14 protein-coding genes are annotated in these 15732 nt (G+C 66.0%); 2 read left to right on the forward strand and 12 right to left on the reverse strand.

Features of this window, described 5'->3' with window-relative positions:
• From AC1DU6_RS06575 to AC1DU6_RS06590, 4 genes are all read right to left on the reverse strand, one after another.
• Positions 1–863: TRAP transporter large permease subunit (locus AC1DU6_RS06575; RefSeq protein WP_477856379.1), on the reverse strand; the 863-nt coding region annotated here is incomplete at its 3' end.
• The gene (locus AC1DU6_RS06580) at positions 860–1474 is read right to left on the reverse strand and encodes a TRAP transporter small permease (protein ID WP_457322252.1); all 615 of its coding nucleotides are present in this window, start codon (positions 1472–1474) and stop codon (positions 860–862) included. The genes AC1DU6_RS06580 and AC1DU6_RS06575, both read right to left, overlap by 4 nt.
• A 28-nt stretch (positions 1475–1502) precedes the next feature.
• The gene (locus tag AC1DU6_RS06585; RefSeq protein WP_457322254.1) at positions 1503–2717 is read right to left on the reverse strand and encodes a fumarylacetoacetate hydrolase family protein; all 1215 of its coding nucleotides are present in this window, start codon (positions 2715–2717) and stop codon (positions 1503–1505) included.
• Between the two features lie 121 nt (positions 2718–2838).
• Positions 2839–3858 (reverse strand): TRAP transporter substrate-binding protein, encoded by a 1020-nt coding sequence (locus AC1DU6_RS06590; protein WP_457322255.1) that lies wholly within the window; start codon positions 3856–3858, stop codon positions 2839–2841.
• 148 nt (positions 3859–4006) lie between these two features.
• Here AC1DU6_RS06590 and AC1DU6_RS06595 point away from each other — a divergent pair, with 148 nt between their 5' ends.
• Positions 4007–4972, forward strand: a complete 966-nt coding sequence (locus AC1DU6_RS06595) for a LysR substrate-binding domain-containing protein (RefSeq protein WP_457390754.1) — start codon at positions 4007–4009, stop codon at positions 4970–4972.
• A gap of 71 nt (positions 4973–5043) precedes the next feature.
• On the opposite strand, the gene AC1DU6_RS06600 is transcribed toward AC1DU6_RS06595, so the two are convergent.
• The 7 genes from AC1DU6_RS06600 to AC1DU6_RS06630 form a co-directional block, all read right to left on the reverse strand.
• On the reverse strand, positions 5044–6363 hold the full coding sequence (locus AC1DU6_RS06600; protein ID WP_477856380.1) for a sugar MFS transporter: 1320 nt from the start codon (positions 6361–6363) through the stop codon (positions 5044–5046).
• A gap of 74 nt (positions 6364–6437) precedes the next feature.
• Positions 6438–8993 (reverse strand): TonB-dependent receptor, encoded by a 2556-nt coding sequence (locus AC1DU6_RS06605; RefSeq protein WP_457390751.1) that lies wholly within the window; start codon positions 8991–8993, stop codon positions 6438–6440.
• Positions 8994–9245: 252 nt separating this feature from the next.
• Positions 9246–10475: a fumarylacetoacetase gene (gene fahA, locus AC1DU6_RS06610; protein ID WP_457322263.1), complete on the reverse strand. Its 1230-nt coding sequence runs from the start codon at positions 10473–10475 to the stop codon at positions 9246–9248.
• The gene (hmgA, locus tag AC1DU6_RS06615) at positions 10472–11764 is read right to left on the reverse strand and encodes a homogentisate 1,2-dioxygenase (protein ID WP_477856381.1); all 1293 of its coding nucleotides are present in this window, start codon (positions 11762–11764) and stop codon (positions 10472–10474) included. Before hmgA ends, fahA begins: the two co-directional genes overlap by 4 nt.
• A complete protein-coding gene (locus tag AC1DU6_RS06620; RefSeq protein WP_056203839.1) occupies positions 11757–11957 on the reverse strand; it encodes a DUF2783 domain-containing protein in 201 nt (66 codons plus the stop codon). The genes hmgA and AC1DU6_RS06620 overlap by 8 nt, the downstream gene beginning before the upstream one ends.
• The gene (locus AC1DU6_RS06625) at positions 11950–13530 is read right to left on the reverse strand and encodes an FAD-dependent oxidoreductase (RefSeq protein ID WP_477856382.1); all 1581 of its coding nucleotides are present in this window, start codon (positions 13528–13530) and stop codon (positions 11950–11952) included. The genes AC1DU6_RS06620 and AC1DU6_RS06625 overlap by 8 nt, the downstream gene beginning before the upstream one ends.
• Positions 13531–13536: 6 nt before the next feature.
• The gene (locus AC1DU6_RS06630; RefSeq protein WP_457322270.1) at positions 13537–14505 is read right to left on the reverse strand and encodes an MBL fold metallo-hydrolase; all 969 of its coding nucleotides are present in this window, start codon (positions 14503–14505) and stop codon (positions 13537–13539) included.
• Positions 14506–14574: 69 nt separating this feature from the next.
• Between AC1DU6_RS06630 and AC1DU6_RS06635 the strand changes: the two genes are divergently transcribed.
• Positions 14575–15300, forward strand: a complete 726-nt coding sequence (locus AC1DU6_RS06635) for an IclR family transcriptional regulator (RefSeq protein WP_056203845.1) — start codon at positions 14575–14577, stop codon at positions 15298–15300.
• A gap of 169 nt (positions 15301–15469) precedes the next feature.
• On the opposite strand, the gene AC1DU6_RS06640 is transcribed toward AC1DU6_RS06635, so the two are convergent.
• The coding region (locus tag AC1DU6_RS06640; RefSeq protein ID WP_477856383.1) for a hypothetical protein at positions 15470–15732 on the reverse strand (263 nt) is incomplete at its 5' end.

Here is a 15732-nt window from a genome sequence, read left to right on the forward strand (position 1 = left end):
GACACCATGGCCGAAGCCACCAGGAACATGACCACCGCCGTGGTGCGCGCGGCCGTGATGAAGATGCGCATCAGCGCCTGCAGCTTCAGCTCGCGGTACAGCACGGTGCTGACGAACAGCGCGTAGACCGCGGCCACGACCGCTGCTTCAGTAGGCGTGAACACGCCCATCCGCAGCCCCACCAGGATGAAGACCGGCAGCATGAGCGCCCACACCGACTCGCGTGCCGCGGCCCAGACTTCGGCGCGCGTCTTGCGTTGAGGCAAGGCCAGCGCCTCCTTGCGGCCGACCCACCACCAGGTCAGCGCCAGGCCGATGCCGATCATGATGCCGGGGACGATGCCGGCGATGAACAGCTTGCTGATCGACACATTGGCGGCGACGCCGAAAATGACGAAGCCGATGCTCGGCGGAATGATGGGACCGATGACACCCGCCGCCGCGATCAGTCCGCCGGACACTTCCCTCTTGTGCCCAGCCTTGATCATCATCGGCAGCAGCAGCGCCGTCAGCGCGGCAGCGTCAGCCACCGCCGAGCCCGACAGCGCCGACAGCAGGCAGGCCGCGAGGATCACGACGTAGCCCAACCCACCCTTGACGTGGCCCACGAGCGCCAGCGCGAAGTTGACGATGCGCTGCGACAGCCCGCCGACGTTCATGATCTCGCCGGCCAGCATGAAGAACGGCACCGCCAGCAGCGGAAAACTGTCCGCACCGTTGATGAAGTTCTGCGCCAGGATCTGCGCGTCGAACAGGTCCAGATGCCACATCAACGCGACGCCGCTCGCCAGCAGGGCATAGGCGATGGGTATGCCCAGTGCCATGGCGCCGAGCAGGCTGCCGAGGAAGATGAGGACCGTCATTGATGTGGGCGACCGGGTGTGTCGCCGGCGCCGTGGGCAGGTGGCTGATCACGCTGCGGTTCGCTGCGCGCCAACTCGGCCTGCAGGGCTTCGAGCTCGGCCTGCTCTTCGGACTCCGTGACCATCACGAGGTCGCTCTCCTCGAGGTTGCCGGTCAGCAGCCGTGCGAGCTGCAACAGCAGCAGGATACCGGCGCAGACAGAGAAGACCACGCCCGGCGCATAGAAGATGGCCATGGATGCGCCGGTCACCGGCGCTGCCACGTCCAGGTTGATGCGAGCCTGCTGCCAACTGCCCTGAAGGAACAGCCAGGTCAGGTACAGCATGAGCAGGTGGCCCAACACCATGCAGGCCTTCTTGCCCGCCACCGGCAAGCGCGACACGAGCATGTCGGTGCCCAGGTGTGCGCCGTCCTTCATCGCCACCACGGCGCCCATGAAGCACAGCCAGACGAACAGCCAGCGCGAGACTTCTTCACTGACGGCGATGCCGGAGTTGAAGGCATAGCGCAGCACGACGTTGCCGAACACCAGCACCACCATCACGGCGAGTGCAGCGCCGACAGCCAAGTCGATGGCGCGGCACAGCCGCTGGATGGCGACGTCGATCAAGGCGCCTTCCCCACGAGACGCCCGGCTGTCACAGCCGCGCCCCCTGCAGCAGGCCGCGTTCAGCCAGGTTGCCTATGAGGGCGCGCAGGCCGAAGCGCCACGGCGGCGCCGTCTCGCAATGCGTCACGCGGTTTTGCAGGCTGCCCAGCCAGTGGCTGTGGATGGTGACCACGTCGCCCAGCTTGTGGGTGAAGCCGCTGCCGGGCTCGTCACGGTCTTCGGTGGGCGCGAACAGCGTGCCCAGGAACAGCATGAAGCCGTCGGGGTATTGATGGCTGGCCATCGTCTGGGCCACGAGGTCGACCGGGTCGCGGCTGATCTTGGCCATGGTGTTGATGCCGCGCAGCGCGTAGCCGTCGTCCCCGCTCACGTGCAGGTGCACGGTCTCGCGGCGCACCTCGCTCAGGCCGAACGGGTCGTCGAACAGGCGGATGAAGGGGCCGATGGCACAGGAGGCGTTGTTGTCCTTGGCCTTGCCGAGCAGCAGCGCGCTGCGACCTTCGATGTCGCGCAGGTTCACGTCGTTGCCCAGTGCTGCGCCGACGATGACGCCCCGGCTGTTGACAGCCAGCACGACCTCGGGCTCGGGGTTGTTCCAGGCGGAATCGGCGCGGATGCCGATGTCCTGGCCATGCCCCACGGCCGCGAGCACCGGCGCCTTGGTGAAGACCTCGGCATCCGGCCCGATGCCGACCTCCAGGTACTGCGACCACAGGTTCTTCTGCTGCAGCAGCGTCTTCAGCGCCTGCGCCTGAGGCGACCCAGGGCGGATGTCGGCCAGGCTGTCGCCGATCAGCGCCAGGACCTGGCTGCGCAGCGCTTGGGCACGACCGGCGTCGCCGCGCGCCTGCTCCTCGATCACACGCTCGATCAAGCTCGAGGCAAAGGTGACGCCAGCGGCTTTGACCACTTGCAGGTCGCATGGCGCCAGCAGCCACGGCAAAGCCGGGTCGCGGCCTTCGGCCTTGCTGTTGTCCAGCAATGCGTCGACGGTGCACAAGAACTCGCCGGTCACCGAGCGCGCGGCCGACGCCGGATCGTCTGTCTCGAGCAAGGTGCTCATGGTGGCGAAGTGCCGGCTGACGTCGAACACGCCCTCCGGGCGCAGCACCACCACGGACGGGCCACCGGGCGTGCCAGCGCGCCAGACGCGGCCCACCAGCGTGCCGGCCAGGCCGTCTTGCGGCAGCAGGGGGTGCACGCCCTCGGCGCGCGCAGGCAGGGCGGTCGTTGTCGCGGTCATTCAGGCTTCTCGGATGTTGTGAAAGGTGGGACGCGGAGCGCGTGGCGATGCGCCATGCCGGCAGGCCGTGCCGAACCAAGGAGGGCGCCAGGCGGATGGCTGCGCCTCCCTGTGGAACAAACTACTTGGCGGCTGCCGTGCCGCTGCGCACCTTGGCCAGTTCGGCATTCAACTCCGCCGTCGTGTCCTCGCCGAACTCCTTGCTGAACTTGGCCAGCACCGGCTGCAGCTTGCTGCGCATCTTGGCCTGCTCGGCCGCCGGCAGGTCGGTGATCTGCATKCCGGCCTTCTTGAGCTCGGCCAGGGCCGTCTCGGAGAACGCGCGGATGGTCTTGCGCTCGTACAGCGTGGCTTCGCGTGCGGCGTCCTGCACGATCTTTCGTTCGTCCGCCGAGAGGCCGTCCCAGGTCTTCTTGGACATCAGCAACACCCAGGCGCTGTACATGTGCCGCGACAGCACCATGTGCTTCTGCACCTCGTAGAACTTGCTGGCCAGGATGGTGGCGGCGGGGTTCTCCTGGCCATCCACCGCCGACTGCTCCATCGCCGTGTACAACTCGGTGAAGGGCATCGGCGTGGCGTTCGCACCCAATGCGTTGAAGGTGTCCAGGAACAGTGGACTCTGGATGACGCGAAGCTTCAGGCCGCTCAGGTCGTCCGCGCGCTGCACGGGGCGGCGCGAGTTGGTGACGTGGCGGAAGCCGTTTTCCCAGAAGCCCAGGCCAATCAGGCCTTTCTCGGGCAGCGTGGCCAGCAGCTTCTGGCCAAAGGGGCCGTCCAGCACCGCATCGGCTTCCTGCTCGTTGTTGAAGGTCAAAGGCAGGTTGATCACGCCGAAGGGCTTGACGAGGGACACGAGCGTCGAGCTGTCGGGGACGGTCATCTCAAGGGTGCCGCCCCGCAGCGCCGACGTCATGCTGATGTCGTTGCCCAGCGCGCCGCTGGCGAAGACACGCGCCACCAGCTTGCCGCCGCTCTTGGCTGCCAGCTGTTCGGCGAAGAACTTCAGCGCCTTCGCCTGAGGATGGTCGTCGCTGAGGCCGATGCCGACCTTGAACACGTGCTCCTTGATTTGCGCCGAAGCGGGGCCGGCGAGGGCGGCGAGCAGGGCCGCGGCGAGGCCAAGTGATCTGATTTGCATGATGTCTCCAGGATCGTGAAGTTCGGAGCGTGCGACCTTGCTCCGACCTGCCGGCCCCTCTGGGGCGGTTCTTGGTGGAGCTGGAGGCTAGGTGAGCCCAGGAGCCCAGTCCACTGAATTTTTTAGCTAGCATCCATTCCAAATGCTGATGAGTTCCGACAAGCCCCCTGGGAAACCCTTGGCTGTGGCGCAACTGGCCCGGCTGCGTTTCAGGCATCTGCACTTCCTCGACATCCTGGGACGGACACGCAATCTGCGGCTGACTGCCGAACAGATGCACATCACCCAGCCGGCGGCCACCAAGGTGCTCATGGACATCGAGGAGATGCTGGAGTCACGCCTGTTCGATCGTCTGCCGCGTGGCATGCGGCCGAATGAGCTAGGCCTGTTCACCTTGCGCTACGCCCACGCGGCGCTGGACAGCCATCGCAAGTTCGTCGACGAGTTCAGCACCCTGAAGCAGGGTGGGCACGGCCATTTGACGATCGGCGCCATCTCGGGCTCGGCGGCGCACCTGCTGATTGCGGCGGTGGCCGAGCTGCAGCGCCTGCGTCCGTTGCTGGTGTTGAAGATCCTGGAACAGAGCAGCGACCAGCTGATCATCTGGCTGGCCGAGCGCAAGATCGACGTGATGATCGGCCGTTTCACCGACAAATCGCAAAGCGACCAGTTCCAGTACGAAAGGCTCGCCGGCGAAGGATTGCAGATCACTGCCGGCGTTCACCATCCGCTGCGCGGCGTTCAGGCACCGGGGCTTTTGGAACTCTCGCGCTGGCCGTGGATCCTCTATCCGACGTCCACGGCGCTGCGCAAGGTGTCGGACGACATCTTCAGCAGCACGGGCCTGTCGCTCACCTCGGGCATTGTCGAGACGCCGTCGTTCCTGTTTGCGATTGAGCTGATGCAGAGCACCCACATGCTGTCGCTGCAGCCTGCTGCGCTGGTGGACAAGTACGTGCGGCGGGGTCTGCTGACGCGAATTGCCGCCGACCTCCCCGATCGCATGCCCGACTTCGGCCTGATCACATTGCGAGACGAGCCCCCCAGCACCGCGGTTCAAGCGTTCACGGACGTCATCCGCAACTTGGCCGAGCAGGCGATCGCGACAGCGTAGGTCCGCTGCCCTGCCCTCGCACCCCCGACGAGGGCTGCATCAGCAGCCGCGGCGAGCCCCGGACGACAGCCTCACCATTTCCTGAGCCGGCTGCCGAACAGCGCGTAGAACAGGATGAGCCCGTACCAGGGCAGCATGACCCAGTAGCCCCGCTGCGGCGTCCACACATCGGCGAAGTGGCCGTAGAGCATGGGGATCAGCGCACCGCCCGCGATGCCCATGATGAGCAGGGCCGAACCGGCCGCCGTGTACTTGCCCAGGCCTTCGAGCGCGAGCGGCCAGATCGAGGGCCAGACCAGCGCGTTGGACAGGCCTAGCATGGCGAGGAAGAACACCGTGTTCGGGACCGACGGCACGCCGGCCCAACCCAGCAGGGCCTGCGAGATGCCCGACTCCGTCGGCGACGACATGGCCACGCCGAGCACGAAGGCGATGCCGCTGACGGCCGAGAAGATCAGGGCCAGACGCTGTGACATCCAGCGCGGAATCAGCGCCACGCCGAGCAGATAGCCCAGCACCATGAAGCCCATGGTGTAGGACGTCAACACGCCGTAGTGGGCCACGCCAAGTTCACGGCCATACAGGCCGATGGTATCGCCGGCGATGACTTCCACACCGACATAGCCGAACAAGGCCATCGCACCGAGCACCACCTGCGGATGCTGGAAGACGCCCCAGCGCTTCACGGCACCGGTGGGTGCATCAGCCGCTTCCAGCTCGGGCTCGCGCAGCGACGAGAAGTGGATGAGCGCCATGAAGATGACCAACCCCACGGCCATCACCGCATAGGGAAAGACCAGGCGCTGCGACAGCTCGTTGCGTAGCGCTTCCCGCCCCGCCGCATCGACCGCCGCAAGCGCCGACTCGGAGAAGCGTTCCATGCCGGACAGGATCAGCGCCGAGAACACCAGCGGCACGACGATGCCGGCGCCCTTGTTGAACAAGCCCATGATCGAGATACGCATGGCCGCGCTCTCGCGCGAACCGATGCAGACGATGTAGGGGTTGATGGCCGTCTGCATCAAGGTCATGCCGCTGGCCAACGTGAACAGCGCCAGCAGGAAGACTGGGTAGGCGCCTGAGCGCGCCGCCGGAATGAAGGCCAGTGCGCCGATGGCCATGACGCCCAATGCAGCCGTCATGCCTTTCTTGTAGCCGATGCGCGCCAGGATGGCCGCGCTCGGCAGTGCCATGACCGTGTAGGCGATGTAGAAGGCAAACGCCACCCACAGCGCCTGGAAGTTGTTCAGCTCGCAGACGATCTTGAGGAAGGGAATCAGCGAGCCGTTCAACCAGGTGACGAAGCCGAGGATGAAGAACATCAGCCCGATGAAGATCATCGGCAGCAGCACGCCCTGGCCTGCCGTGGGTGTGAGGGTTTTGGTGTGCATTTGAGAAGGCGTCAGGCAAGGGCTGGCAGCGGTGGGTGTACACCGCCGCCAGGAACCGCAACAGAGGTCGAACCTTAGAACTTGGCTCGCACGCCGACGCTGTAGCGAGCGCCGTTTTCGTAGACACCGACAGGGATGCCATCGACCGTGTTGGACTTGATGACCTCGTTGTTGAGGTTCACCGCACTCGCATACAACGCGATCTTCGGCGTCACGTCCCAGCTGGCCGACGCATCCCACTGGCCGTAGGCGCTGTTGACGACCTGGCCGCCCATCTCCACGTTGCCATAGCTCTTGGAGCGGTAGTTGTACGAGACGCGCAGCGTGATGGGCCCCTGCTCGTAGTAGCCGCTGAAGTTGAACTGGTCACGCGAATTTCCCAGCACCTTCAGGCGCGGCTGGCCGGCCACGGCGCCGGCCTTGGCGTCGGTGAAGGTGTAGTTCACGACGGTGCCGAAACCTGTGTTGCCGAAGGGCTGCTGCCACTGCAGTTCGAAGCCCTTGATGTCGGCGCCGTTGTCGGCGTTGTAGGGGCGCTCGATGGTCAAGGTCTCGCTGCCCACCTGCTCGGACTTGGAAGCCTTGTAGGTGAAGGTGTCGAGCTTCTTGATGAAGAAGGTGCCCGAGATCAGCGCCGCATCGGCGTAGTACCACTCGGCGCCGATCTCGGCCTGGTTGGCGTGCACCGGCTTGAGCAGCGGGTTGCCGGCATAGCCCTTGGACAGCACGGTGCCGTCGCGACGCATGCCTGGGCTGAGCAGGTCGAAGGTCTGGCGGGCCATGGCGCGCGAGACCGAACCGCGCAGGATGAGCTGCTTGCTGAGGTCGTAGACGACGTTCAGGCTGGGCAGCGCATCGGTGTAGTTGTTGCCGACGCTGGTGGGCGAGAAGCCGCCGCTGGCGTTGCCGAGGTAGCCGTCAGAGGTCTGCTGCGTGCGCACGAAGCGCAGGCCGAAATCACCGCGCAACTGCCCCATCGCATAGTCGGCCTTGGCGTAGACGGCGCTGATGCGCTCCTTGATCTGGTAGTTCTCGTTGAGCACGTCCTTGTACGTCATGGCCTTGTCGAACATCGGGATGCCCTTGCTCGCAACCAGCGCGTCGTCATACCAGGCGTATTGGGTCAGCGCGTCGGACGTGGCCGCCGCCTGGCTCAGCAGCGGCGAGGGGCCGGTGGACAGGTCAGACAGGCTGAACGATTGCCAGCCCGTGGAGCCTGGGCCGGCGGTGCCCTGGATGCGGGTGTTCTTCAGCGTGTTGTCGCGCAGCTTGAGTCCCAGCTTCACGGCCTTGATGACGCCACTGTCGAGATCGAAGGTCACGTCGCCCTGGGCGTAGTTCTCCTTGGCCTCCATGCGGCGGATGCGATCGTCGCCGGCCTTGAGCGTCAAAACCTTGGGGTCGAGCGGGTTGATGTCGAGGTACTTCACGCCGTAGTGATCCGGCCCGAGCGAGATCGTCGTGCGCGTGTCGCCCTCCATCCAGAAGTGGCGGTCATGCGAGCTGCCGCCCGAGCTGTTGGTGGTGCCGACCTGGCCGTGCAGCTGCCAGTTGCCGCCTTGGTAAGTACCGTCCAGGTCCGCCACGCGGCTCTTGATGTAGCTCTCGCGATAGATGGGCTCGAAGGACACGCCGGTCTTGGGACCGACCGTGCCGCCAACCAGCGCCTTGCTGCCATCGGCCACGGTGATGAACTTCGGGTCGACAGCGCTGATGACGCCGCCCACCGCCAGGCCGCCGGCCTGCCAGAGGTAGTTCTGGTTGTTGTTGTTCATCTTCATGTCCGAATCCATCAGATTCAGGACGATGTCAGTGGCCGGGTTGGGCTGAAACTGCAGCGCGAGGTTGGTCGTCGTGCGTTCGCGCTCCTGGCGGAAGATGGCCGAGCCACCACCCCAGGAGGCATAGGCGTTGGTGACAGCACCGTTTTGGTCCTTCACGTCGTACTTGCCGTCGGAGAACTGCTCCAGGCCGTCGCGGCGCATGTGGCGCTTCTGGCTGCTGATGGCCAGCAACACGCCGAAGGTCTTGTCGTCGCTCTTCCAGTTCAACAGGCCCGACACCTGCGGGTCGGTCTTGCCGGGCAGCTTGCTGTACATGGCCTCGGCGGAGGCCTGCAGCGTGAGCTGGTCCTTGAAGGCCAGCGGCTTGCGGGTCTTGACGATGACGAGGCCGCCGATGCTGCCTTCATCCAGGTCGGCCGACGGGCTCTTGAACACATCCAGGCTACCGACGATCTCCGACGGCAGCACGTCGTAGTTGAAGCTGCGCGTCTGCGGCTCGTTCAGCCACCACTCCGACGACGCGACAGCCTGGCCGTTGAGCTGCGTCATGTTGAGGTTCTTGTCCGTGCCGCGCACGAAGATGGCCTTGCCCTCGCCCCAGATGCGGTCCACCGAGATGCCGGGCACGCGCTGCAGCGAGTCGGCCACGTTCTTGTCGGGGAACTTGCCGACGTCCTCGGCGCTGATGGAGTCGACGATGTTCTGCGACTCGCGCTTCTCGGCGAGGTTCTTCTTCAGCGTGGCCCGCACGCCGCGGATCTCGACGGTGTCGAGCTGCTGGGCGGCGTCCTGGGCCATGGCGCCAAGCGCTGTCGCGCCGAGTGCCAGGCCGATGAGTCGGGGCAAGAGAAGGGGCTTGAAGTGAGGCTTGGCCACGTAGGTGCTCCTGGGCAACGAGTTTTGTTGGACAACAAGGGGCCTCGCCCATGGCGGATGTGCCATCGGGTGGGGCTCAACTCAGAAGGCCAGGGCTGCGTTGTCTCTTGTCGTCAGACCCTGGCCAGTGCCCGCAATCTAGCGGCGGCGCTCACACCTGGAGCAAGGCGTTGCGCTTTGTTGGACTTCATTGCGCCGACGTTACGTTGGCGCAAGACAGGGTCAGGTCGCGGCCGTGATTTGCCCGTCGCAGGCGCCGAAACCGATGCGCCGGTATCCGGGTTTTTCCGCAAAGGCGCGCAGGCCGAGAGTGTCGCCGTCGAGCACGAAGGTGCGTGTCTCGCCATTGGGCAGCGTGATCGGCTGCTTGCCACCTGCAGTCAACTCCAGCAACGAGCCAGCCTCTTCCGGCGCAGGCCCGCTGATGGTGCCAGTGCCCAGCAGATCACCCGGCTGCAGGTTGCAGCCATTGCTCGCATGGTGGGTCAACATCTGCGCCAGCGACCAGTAGGCGTGGCGCAGGTTGGAGCGTGACAGCCGTGTCGCCTCGCTCATGGCCGGTGTCTTGAACCAGACCTCCAGCTCGATATCGAAGCTCGCGTTCGCGCGATGCGCCGGCGAGTCGAGATAGGGCAGCGGCTGCGGGTCGCCGTCGGGCCGCGTGAATGGGATGCGGAAGGGCGCCAACGCCTCCATCGTCACGATCCACGGCGAGATCGTCGTGCCGAAGTTCTTGGCCAGGAAGGGCCCGAGCGGCTGGTACTCCCAGGGCTGGATGTCGCGGGCCGACCAGTCGTTGAGCAGCGTGAGGCCGAAGGCGTGCTCGTCCGCTTCATCGATGCCGAAAGGTTCGCCCAGTGCGTTGCCGGGCCCGACGAAAAGGCCCAGCTCCAGTTCGCAGTCGACGCGCGCGCTGGGCTTGAAGACGGGCACCTCGGCGTCCGGTGGCTTGACCTGGCCCTTGGGCCGGCGCAGCGGCGTGCCGCTGACGACGATGGAGGAGCTGCGGCCGTGATAGCCGATGGGCACCCACTGGTAGTTGGGCAACAACGGGTTGTCCGGGCGGAACAGCTTGCCGATGGCACGGGCGTGGTGGATGCCGGTGTAGAAATCGGTGTAGTCGCCGATGCGGCAGGGCAACGTGTACTCGGCCTCGGGCTGCGGCACGAGTTCGAGTTCAGGCGAGCCGGCCTTCAAGGTATCAAACAGGCGATGGCGAAGCGCGCGGCGCTCGCCGCTGGGTCGAGCCATCAGGGCGTTGAGATCGGTGATGCCCCAGCCGGTCAGGTCGAGGATCTGGTCGCCGATGCCGACGCCCACACGCCAGGGCTCCAACGTGCCGGTGCGGCGGAAAGAGCAGAACGGCAGGTTCTGCAGCGGGAAGTCGGTGGCCGGGTCGTTGGCCGAGGCGACCCAGGAGAGAGCGGCTTGGTCGTGCGTGTGATCAATCATGCTTTGAACTCGTCTTTCAGACCTTGCCAGCAGTTGGCGTAGGTCGCCTCCAGCGGCGCGTCACGTAGCGCCCAGCTCGTGGGCTTCAATGGCCAGCGCGTCTCGAACATGAAGGCCAATGTGGCGTCCAGCTTGTGCGGCTTCAAGYCGGCGCCGCTGGCCTTGTCGAAGGCCTCGGTGTCGGGGCCGTGCGGCACATAGCTGTTGTGCAGGCTGGCGCCACCGGGCTTGAAGCCCTCGGGCTTGGCGTCGTACTGGCCCAGCACCAGGCCCATGAACTCGCTCATCACATTGCGGTGGTACCAGGGGGGCCTGAACGTGTCCTCGGCCACCATCCAGCGCGGCGGGAAGATGACGAAATCGACATTGGCCCAGCCGGGCGTGTCGCTGGGGCTGGTCAGCACCGTGAAGATGCTGGGGTCCGGGTGGTCGAAGCTGACGGTGTTGATCGTCATGAAGCGCGACGTGTCGTACCGATAGGGAGTGAGGTTGCCGTGCCAGGCCACGACGTTGAAGGGGCTGTGCGCCTGCTTCGCGCGCCAGAGCTTGCCGCCGTAGCGCTTGACGATCTCGTATTCGCCCTCCTCCAGCTCATGCCAGGCCACCGGCGCCTCGAAGTCCCGCGCGTTGGCGAGGCCGTTGGAGCCGATGGGGCCGAGTTCGGGCAGCCGCATCGCCGCGCCGAAGTTCTCGCAGACATAGCCGCGGGCGGGCACGTCGAGCGGGTCGACCTTGAAGGCCATGCCGCGCGGCAGCAGCGCGATGGAGCCGGGTACCACTTCCAGCCGGCCCAGTTCGGTGGTCACCAGCAGGCGGCCTTGCTGCGGCACGAGCAGCATCTCGGCATYGGCGTTCACCAGGGCGCGGCGACCCATGGAGCGCGTGGCGACATAGGCGTGGGCACCCATGCCCGTCATGCCGACCTCGCCGTTGACGGCATAGCTGCGCAGGCCGTCGACGAAGTCGCCGTCGCCTTGCATGGGCGTCGGCCCCCAGCGCAACGGATCGGGCGAGGCGCATTCGCCCTCCGCCGCACCGCTTTTCCAGAGCGCCTGCGACAACGCCTCGTAGCCCCCGACGACGACCGACGGCCGGCGACGGTACATCCAGGTGCGCTGGTTGTCGGCCCGCGGTGCGGTGAAGGCGCTGCCGGACAGCAGCTCGGCATACAGCCCGTGCGGCGCGCGCTGCGGGCTGTTGCGGCCGATGGGCAGTGCGCCGGGCACGGCTTCGCTGGTGTGCTGGTTGCCAAAGCCCGTCAGGTACTTCATGGAGCTCAGTTCAGTCATGGTGTTCGTGCGCCAACGCGAAGGCTTGCCGAAGCACCTCACGGTCGCCAATGTGGTTGCACAGGATCAACGCAAGCCGCGCCAGCCAGTCGGCCGCGGCGGCGTCGGTGAGGCCGGCCTGGGCGGCAATGAGCTCGGCGTAGAAAACATCCGCCTCGCCCCCGAAATTTGGGGTCAGTGTCAATTTATGCATCGGGCTTCCCTTGAGCTCGGGCCAGCGCGGCGCGCAGCACGTCGGCATCGAAGCGGTGCCAGCGCGCAGCCACGATGGCGTCGGGACGGATCAGATGAACGCTGCCGGGCCGTGCGCCGTAGCGCGTGGCCGCAACGCCCTCAGCCGGCAGCGTGACCACACGCACACCGGCCGCTGGCACCGGCCAGCCGAAGGCCAGCAGCACGAACTCCGAGCCGAACAGTTCGCTGAGCCAGCCCTCGTCCAACGGTGCGTCCGGCGCCGGGCAACCCGGTGCAGGGCCACCCGCCCAGGCCTCGGTGTCCGGCGTGCTCAGCGGCGAGTCGACATGCTCGGTCGGCGCGGACAGACGGCCGCTGTTGACCAAGGGTTTGGCGAAGTCGGTGCGTGCGGCCAGGTCCAGCGCCGCCTTGCGCAGCCGCAAGCTGAGCGCGCTCTTGGGGCTGATGAAGTCGGTCGCGCGCGTGGAGTGGCCGATGTTGTCGTCCGCCGCCTCGATGCGCTCGAACTCATAGGCGTCCAGCAGCATGTCGCCCCCTTCGCCCTTCAGCACGGCGGCCAGCTTCCAGCCCAGGTTGTMGGCGTCCTGCACACCGCTGTTGGCGCCGCGCGCGCCAAAGGGAGAGACCTGGTGGGCCGCGTCGCCGGCCAGCAGCACACGGCCCACACGGAAGCGCTCGGCGCGGCGGCAACAGAATTGGTAGATCGATGACCAAGCCAGCTCGAAACCGTCGGTGCCCAGCATGGCGGCAACGCGAGCCTTGATGCGCTCGGTTTCGCGCTCCGCCTCAACATTCGCATCGCGGCCGAGCTGGAAGTCGATGCGCCACAAGCCATCAGCCTGCGCATGCAGCAGCACGGACTGGCCGCGGTGGAAAGGCGGATCGAACCAGAACCAGCGCTCGGGCTTGGCGGGGTCCAGCCCACGCGGCTGCACGCCGGGGGCGAGGCGCACGTCGGCGATCAGGAAACGGTCCTCGAACACCTGTCCTTGAAAGCCCAAGCCCAGCAGCGTGCGCGTGGGGCTGCGCGCGCCGTCGCAGCCAACGACCCAGTCGGCCCGCATGTCGAACAGGCCGTCGGGCGTGCGCACATTCAGCGTGACACCGGCCTCGTCCTGCTCCAGCCCGATCAACTCATGCTTGCCACGCAGCTCGATCCGCCCATCCAGTTGTACCGCGCGCACGAGCTTGGCCTCGACCACGTCCTGTTGCAGGTTCACCATCGCCGGCATCTTGTGATGGCTCTGTGGCAGCAGGTCGAAGGCATACGCCTCGCGCTCGCCGTGGAAGACGCGGCCGCGCTGCCAGCGCACGCCTTCGCGCGCGATGGCCTCCCCGATGCCGAGACGGTCGAACACCTCCAGCGTCTTCTTGGCCCAGCAGACGGCGCGCGAGCCCTCACCGATGCGGTCGCTGTCGTCGATGACGACGACGGGCACATCGCGCCTGGCGAGATCGAGCGCCAGCGTCAGGCCGACAGGTCCGGCGCCGACGATAACGACCGGGCGGCGCTGCGGCTGGGCGCTGCGCTGCTCCAAACTCTGGTGATACGGGTACTGCGGCAGATCCATACCGCGTCAGGCCCCTTCCAAGGCCTTCCACATTTCCACGTCGCGCTCGGCGGTCCAGATGCGCGGATGCGATGTGCCACCGGCCTCGTCGTAGGCGCGGGTCACGTCGAAGGGCATGCAGTGGTCGAAGATGACCCAATGGCCGTACCTGGGCCGCAGCGCGGCCAGGGTGCGCTGGTACACCGCCTTCAATTCCTCGTTGGCATTCACGCCCGCTTGCACGGCTGCGAACAGCTCACTGACGAAAGCGCGCGTGCCGGACAAGCCTGCAGCAACCTGCTCGGCACCTTTCAACGCCGGTCCACGCCCTGGCACGAGGGTGTTGGCGTTGAGCGCGGCGATGGCATCCAGCGTTGCCGGCCAGTCGGCAAAGTGCGCGTCGCCGCAGTAAGGCGTCGCGTCGAATTCGACGAGATCGCCGCTGAACAGCGCCCGCTCCTCGGGCAGCCAGGCCACCGTGTCGCCCGCCGTGTGGCCGCGGCCGGGCGAGAACATCTCGACCTTGACGCCGCCCAGGTCCAGCGTGAGCCGGCCGCTGAACGTCAGCGTCGGCCAGGTCAGCCCTGCCGGCACGGACTCGACGTTGCGGAACAGCCGCGGGAAGCGGCCGATCTCGCTGGCCTTGTCCTGCTCGCCGCGCTCCTTGATGAGCGCCAGCGTCGCGTCGCTGGCAATGACCTGCTCCAGGCCCTCGGCCTTGAAGGCCGACGCGCCCAGCACGCGCACCGCGTGGTAGTGGCTGAGCAGCACGTACTTGATCGGTGCGGCCGTCACTTCGCGGATGCGACGGATCACGTCGGCCGCCATGACGGGCGTGGCCTGGGTGTCCACCACCATGACCGCATCGCGGCCGATGACGATGCCGGTGTTGGGGTCACCCTCGGCGGTGTAGGCCCAGGCGTGCTCGGACAGGCGTTCGAAGGTGACCTTTTTCTCTTCCAGGTCGGCTTGCGAGGCAAAGGCTTTGGTCGTCATGCGGGTCTCCAACATCGAAGCCGAAATTTATCCTATTACAAATCAATTCACCAATATAGAATTTTCAGCATGGTTGAGCCCAAGGCCCCGCGAGGCATCCAGAGCATCGAAGTGGGTGGTCAATTGCTGCTGGCACTGGCCCACCGCGGCAGACCCATGGCATTGAAGGACCTGGCCCGAGAGGCTGGCATGACGCCGGCCAAGGCCCATCCCTACCTCGTCAGCTTCATCAAGCTCGGCCTCGTGGAACAGGAGGGCGGCAGCGGGCCCTATGGCCTCGGGCCGCTGGCACTGCAGCTCGGCCTCATCAGCCTGCAGCAGTACGACCCCGTGAGGCTGGCCACGCCTGTCATCGAGGAACTGGCCCAAAAGATCGGCCACACGGTCGCCATTGCCGTCTGGGGCACACACGGCCCCACCATCGTGCGCGTGGCCGAGGGGCCGACGCCCGTGCACATCAGCATGCGCCATGGCACGGTGATGAGCCTGGCGGGCACGGCGTCGGGGCGCCTGTTCGCGGCCTATCGCACTGAGGAAGCGGCGGCGCTGGCGCAGACCCTGCCGGAAGAGGCGGTCATCGCCGCCGTGCGCGCGGCGGGCCTGGCCACGTCGCGGGACAGCGTCGTCGCCGGGGTCAGCGCTGCGGCCGCACCCGTCTTCGACGCCTCCGGGCGCCTGGTGTTGGCCTTGACAGCCATCGGGCCCACTGCCGGCTTGGACATCAGTCTTCAAGCACCGCTGGCCGCCGCGTTGCGGGATGCTGCAGCGCTGTTGTCACGGCGCCTGGGCCGATGAAACATCTCAGCCGCCACGACAGGCAGGCGACAGCAAGTTTTGCTGAAAACCAAGCAAACTATTTTTGCGACCTGGAACACGAGTTCAAGAATCTTTCGACTCAGTTGGCAACTTGTGATTCAAAACATATCTCTTAACGTCATATCTGATCAAATAAAGAGATAGATGGTCACATTTGATCTTCACATGCTGCCGAACCATGGCGGAACGTGAAGATGGATTGCTGGTTGGCAAACTGCAGCATTCCAGCCACACCCGCGCATGCTTGGGGGGCGCGATAAATCTCATTGCGATCAATGACTTGCGCTCCAAAACGGCCCTGCATCAGCTGCATTTGAAGAATGGCTAGGGGTTTTCCCAAGCCGGTCTGAATTTCGCGCGCTCCGAGAATTTGCTTCAGCCGCCGCCCGATCGGGCGGTTTGTCTCTTGGC

The sequence above is a fragment of the Roseateles sp. P5_B10 genome, assembly GCF_056400485.1.

Coding starts and splice junctions, on each gene's coding strand:
- AC1DU6_RS06585 (WP_457322254.1), bottom strand. CDS start 2,717: ATGACCGCGACAACGACCGCCCTGCCTGCGCGCGCCGAGGGCGTGCAC.
- AC1DU6_RS06595 (WP_457390754.1), top strand. CDS start 4,007: ATGAGTTCCGACAAGCCCCCTGGGAAACCCTTGGCTGTGGCGCAACTG.
- AC1DU6_RS06600 (WP_477856380.1), bottom strand. CDS start 6,363: ATGCACACCAAAACCCTCACACCCACGGCAGGCCAGGGCGTGCTGCTG.
- fahA (WP_457322263.1), bottom strand. CDS start 10,475: ATGATTGATCACACGCACGACCAAGCCGCTCTCTCCTGGGTCGCCTCG.
- AC1DU6_RS06620 (WP_056203839.1), bottom strand. CDS start 11,957: ATGCATAAATTGACACTGACCCCAAATTTCGGGGGCGAGGCGGATGTT.
- AC1DU6_RS06630 (WP_457322270.1), bottom strand. CDS start 14,505: ATGACGACCAAAGCCTTTGCCTCGCAAGCCGACCTGGAAGAGAAAAAG.
- AC1DU6_RS06635 (WP_056203845.1), top strand. CDS start 14,575: ATGGTTGAGCCCAAGGCCCCGCGAGGCATCCAGAGCATCGAAGTGGGT.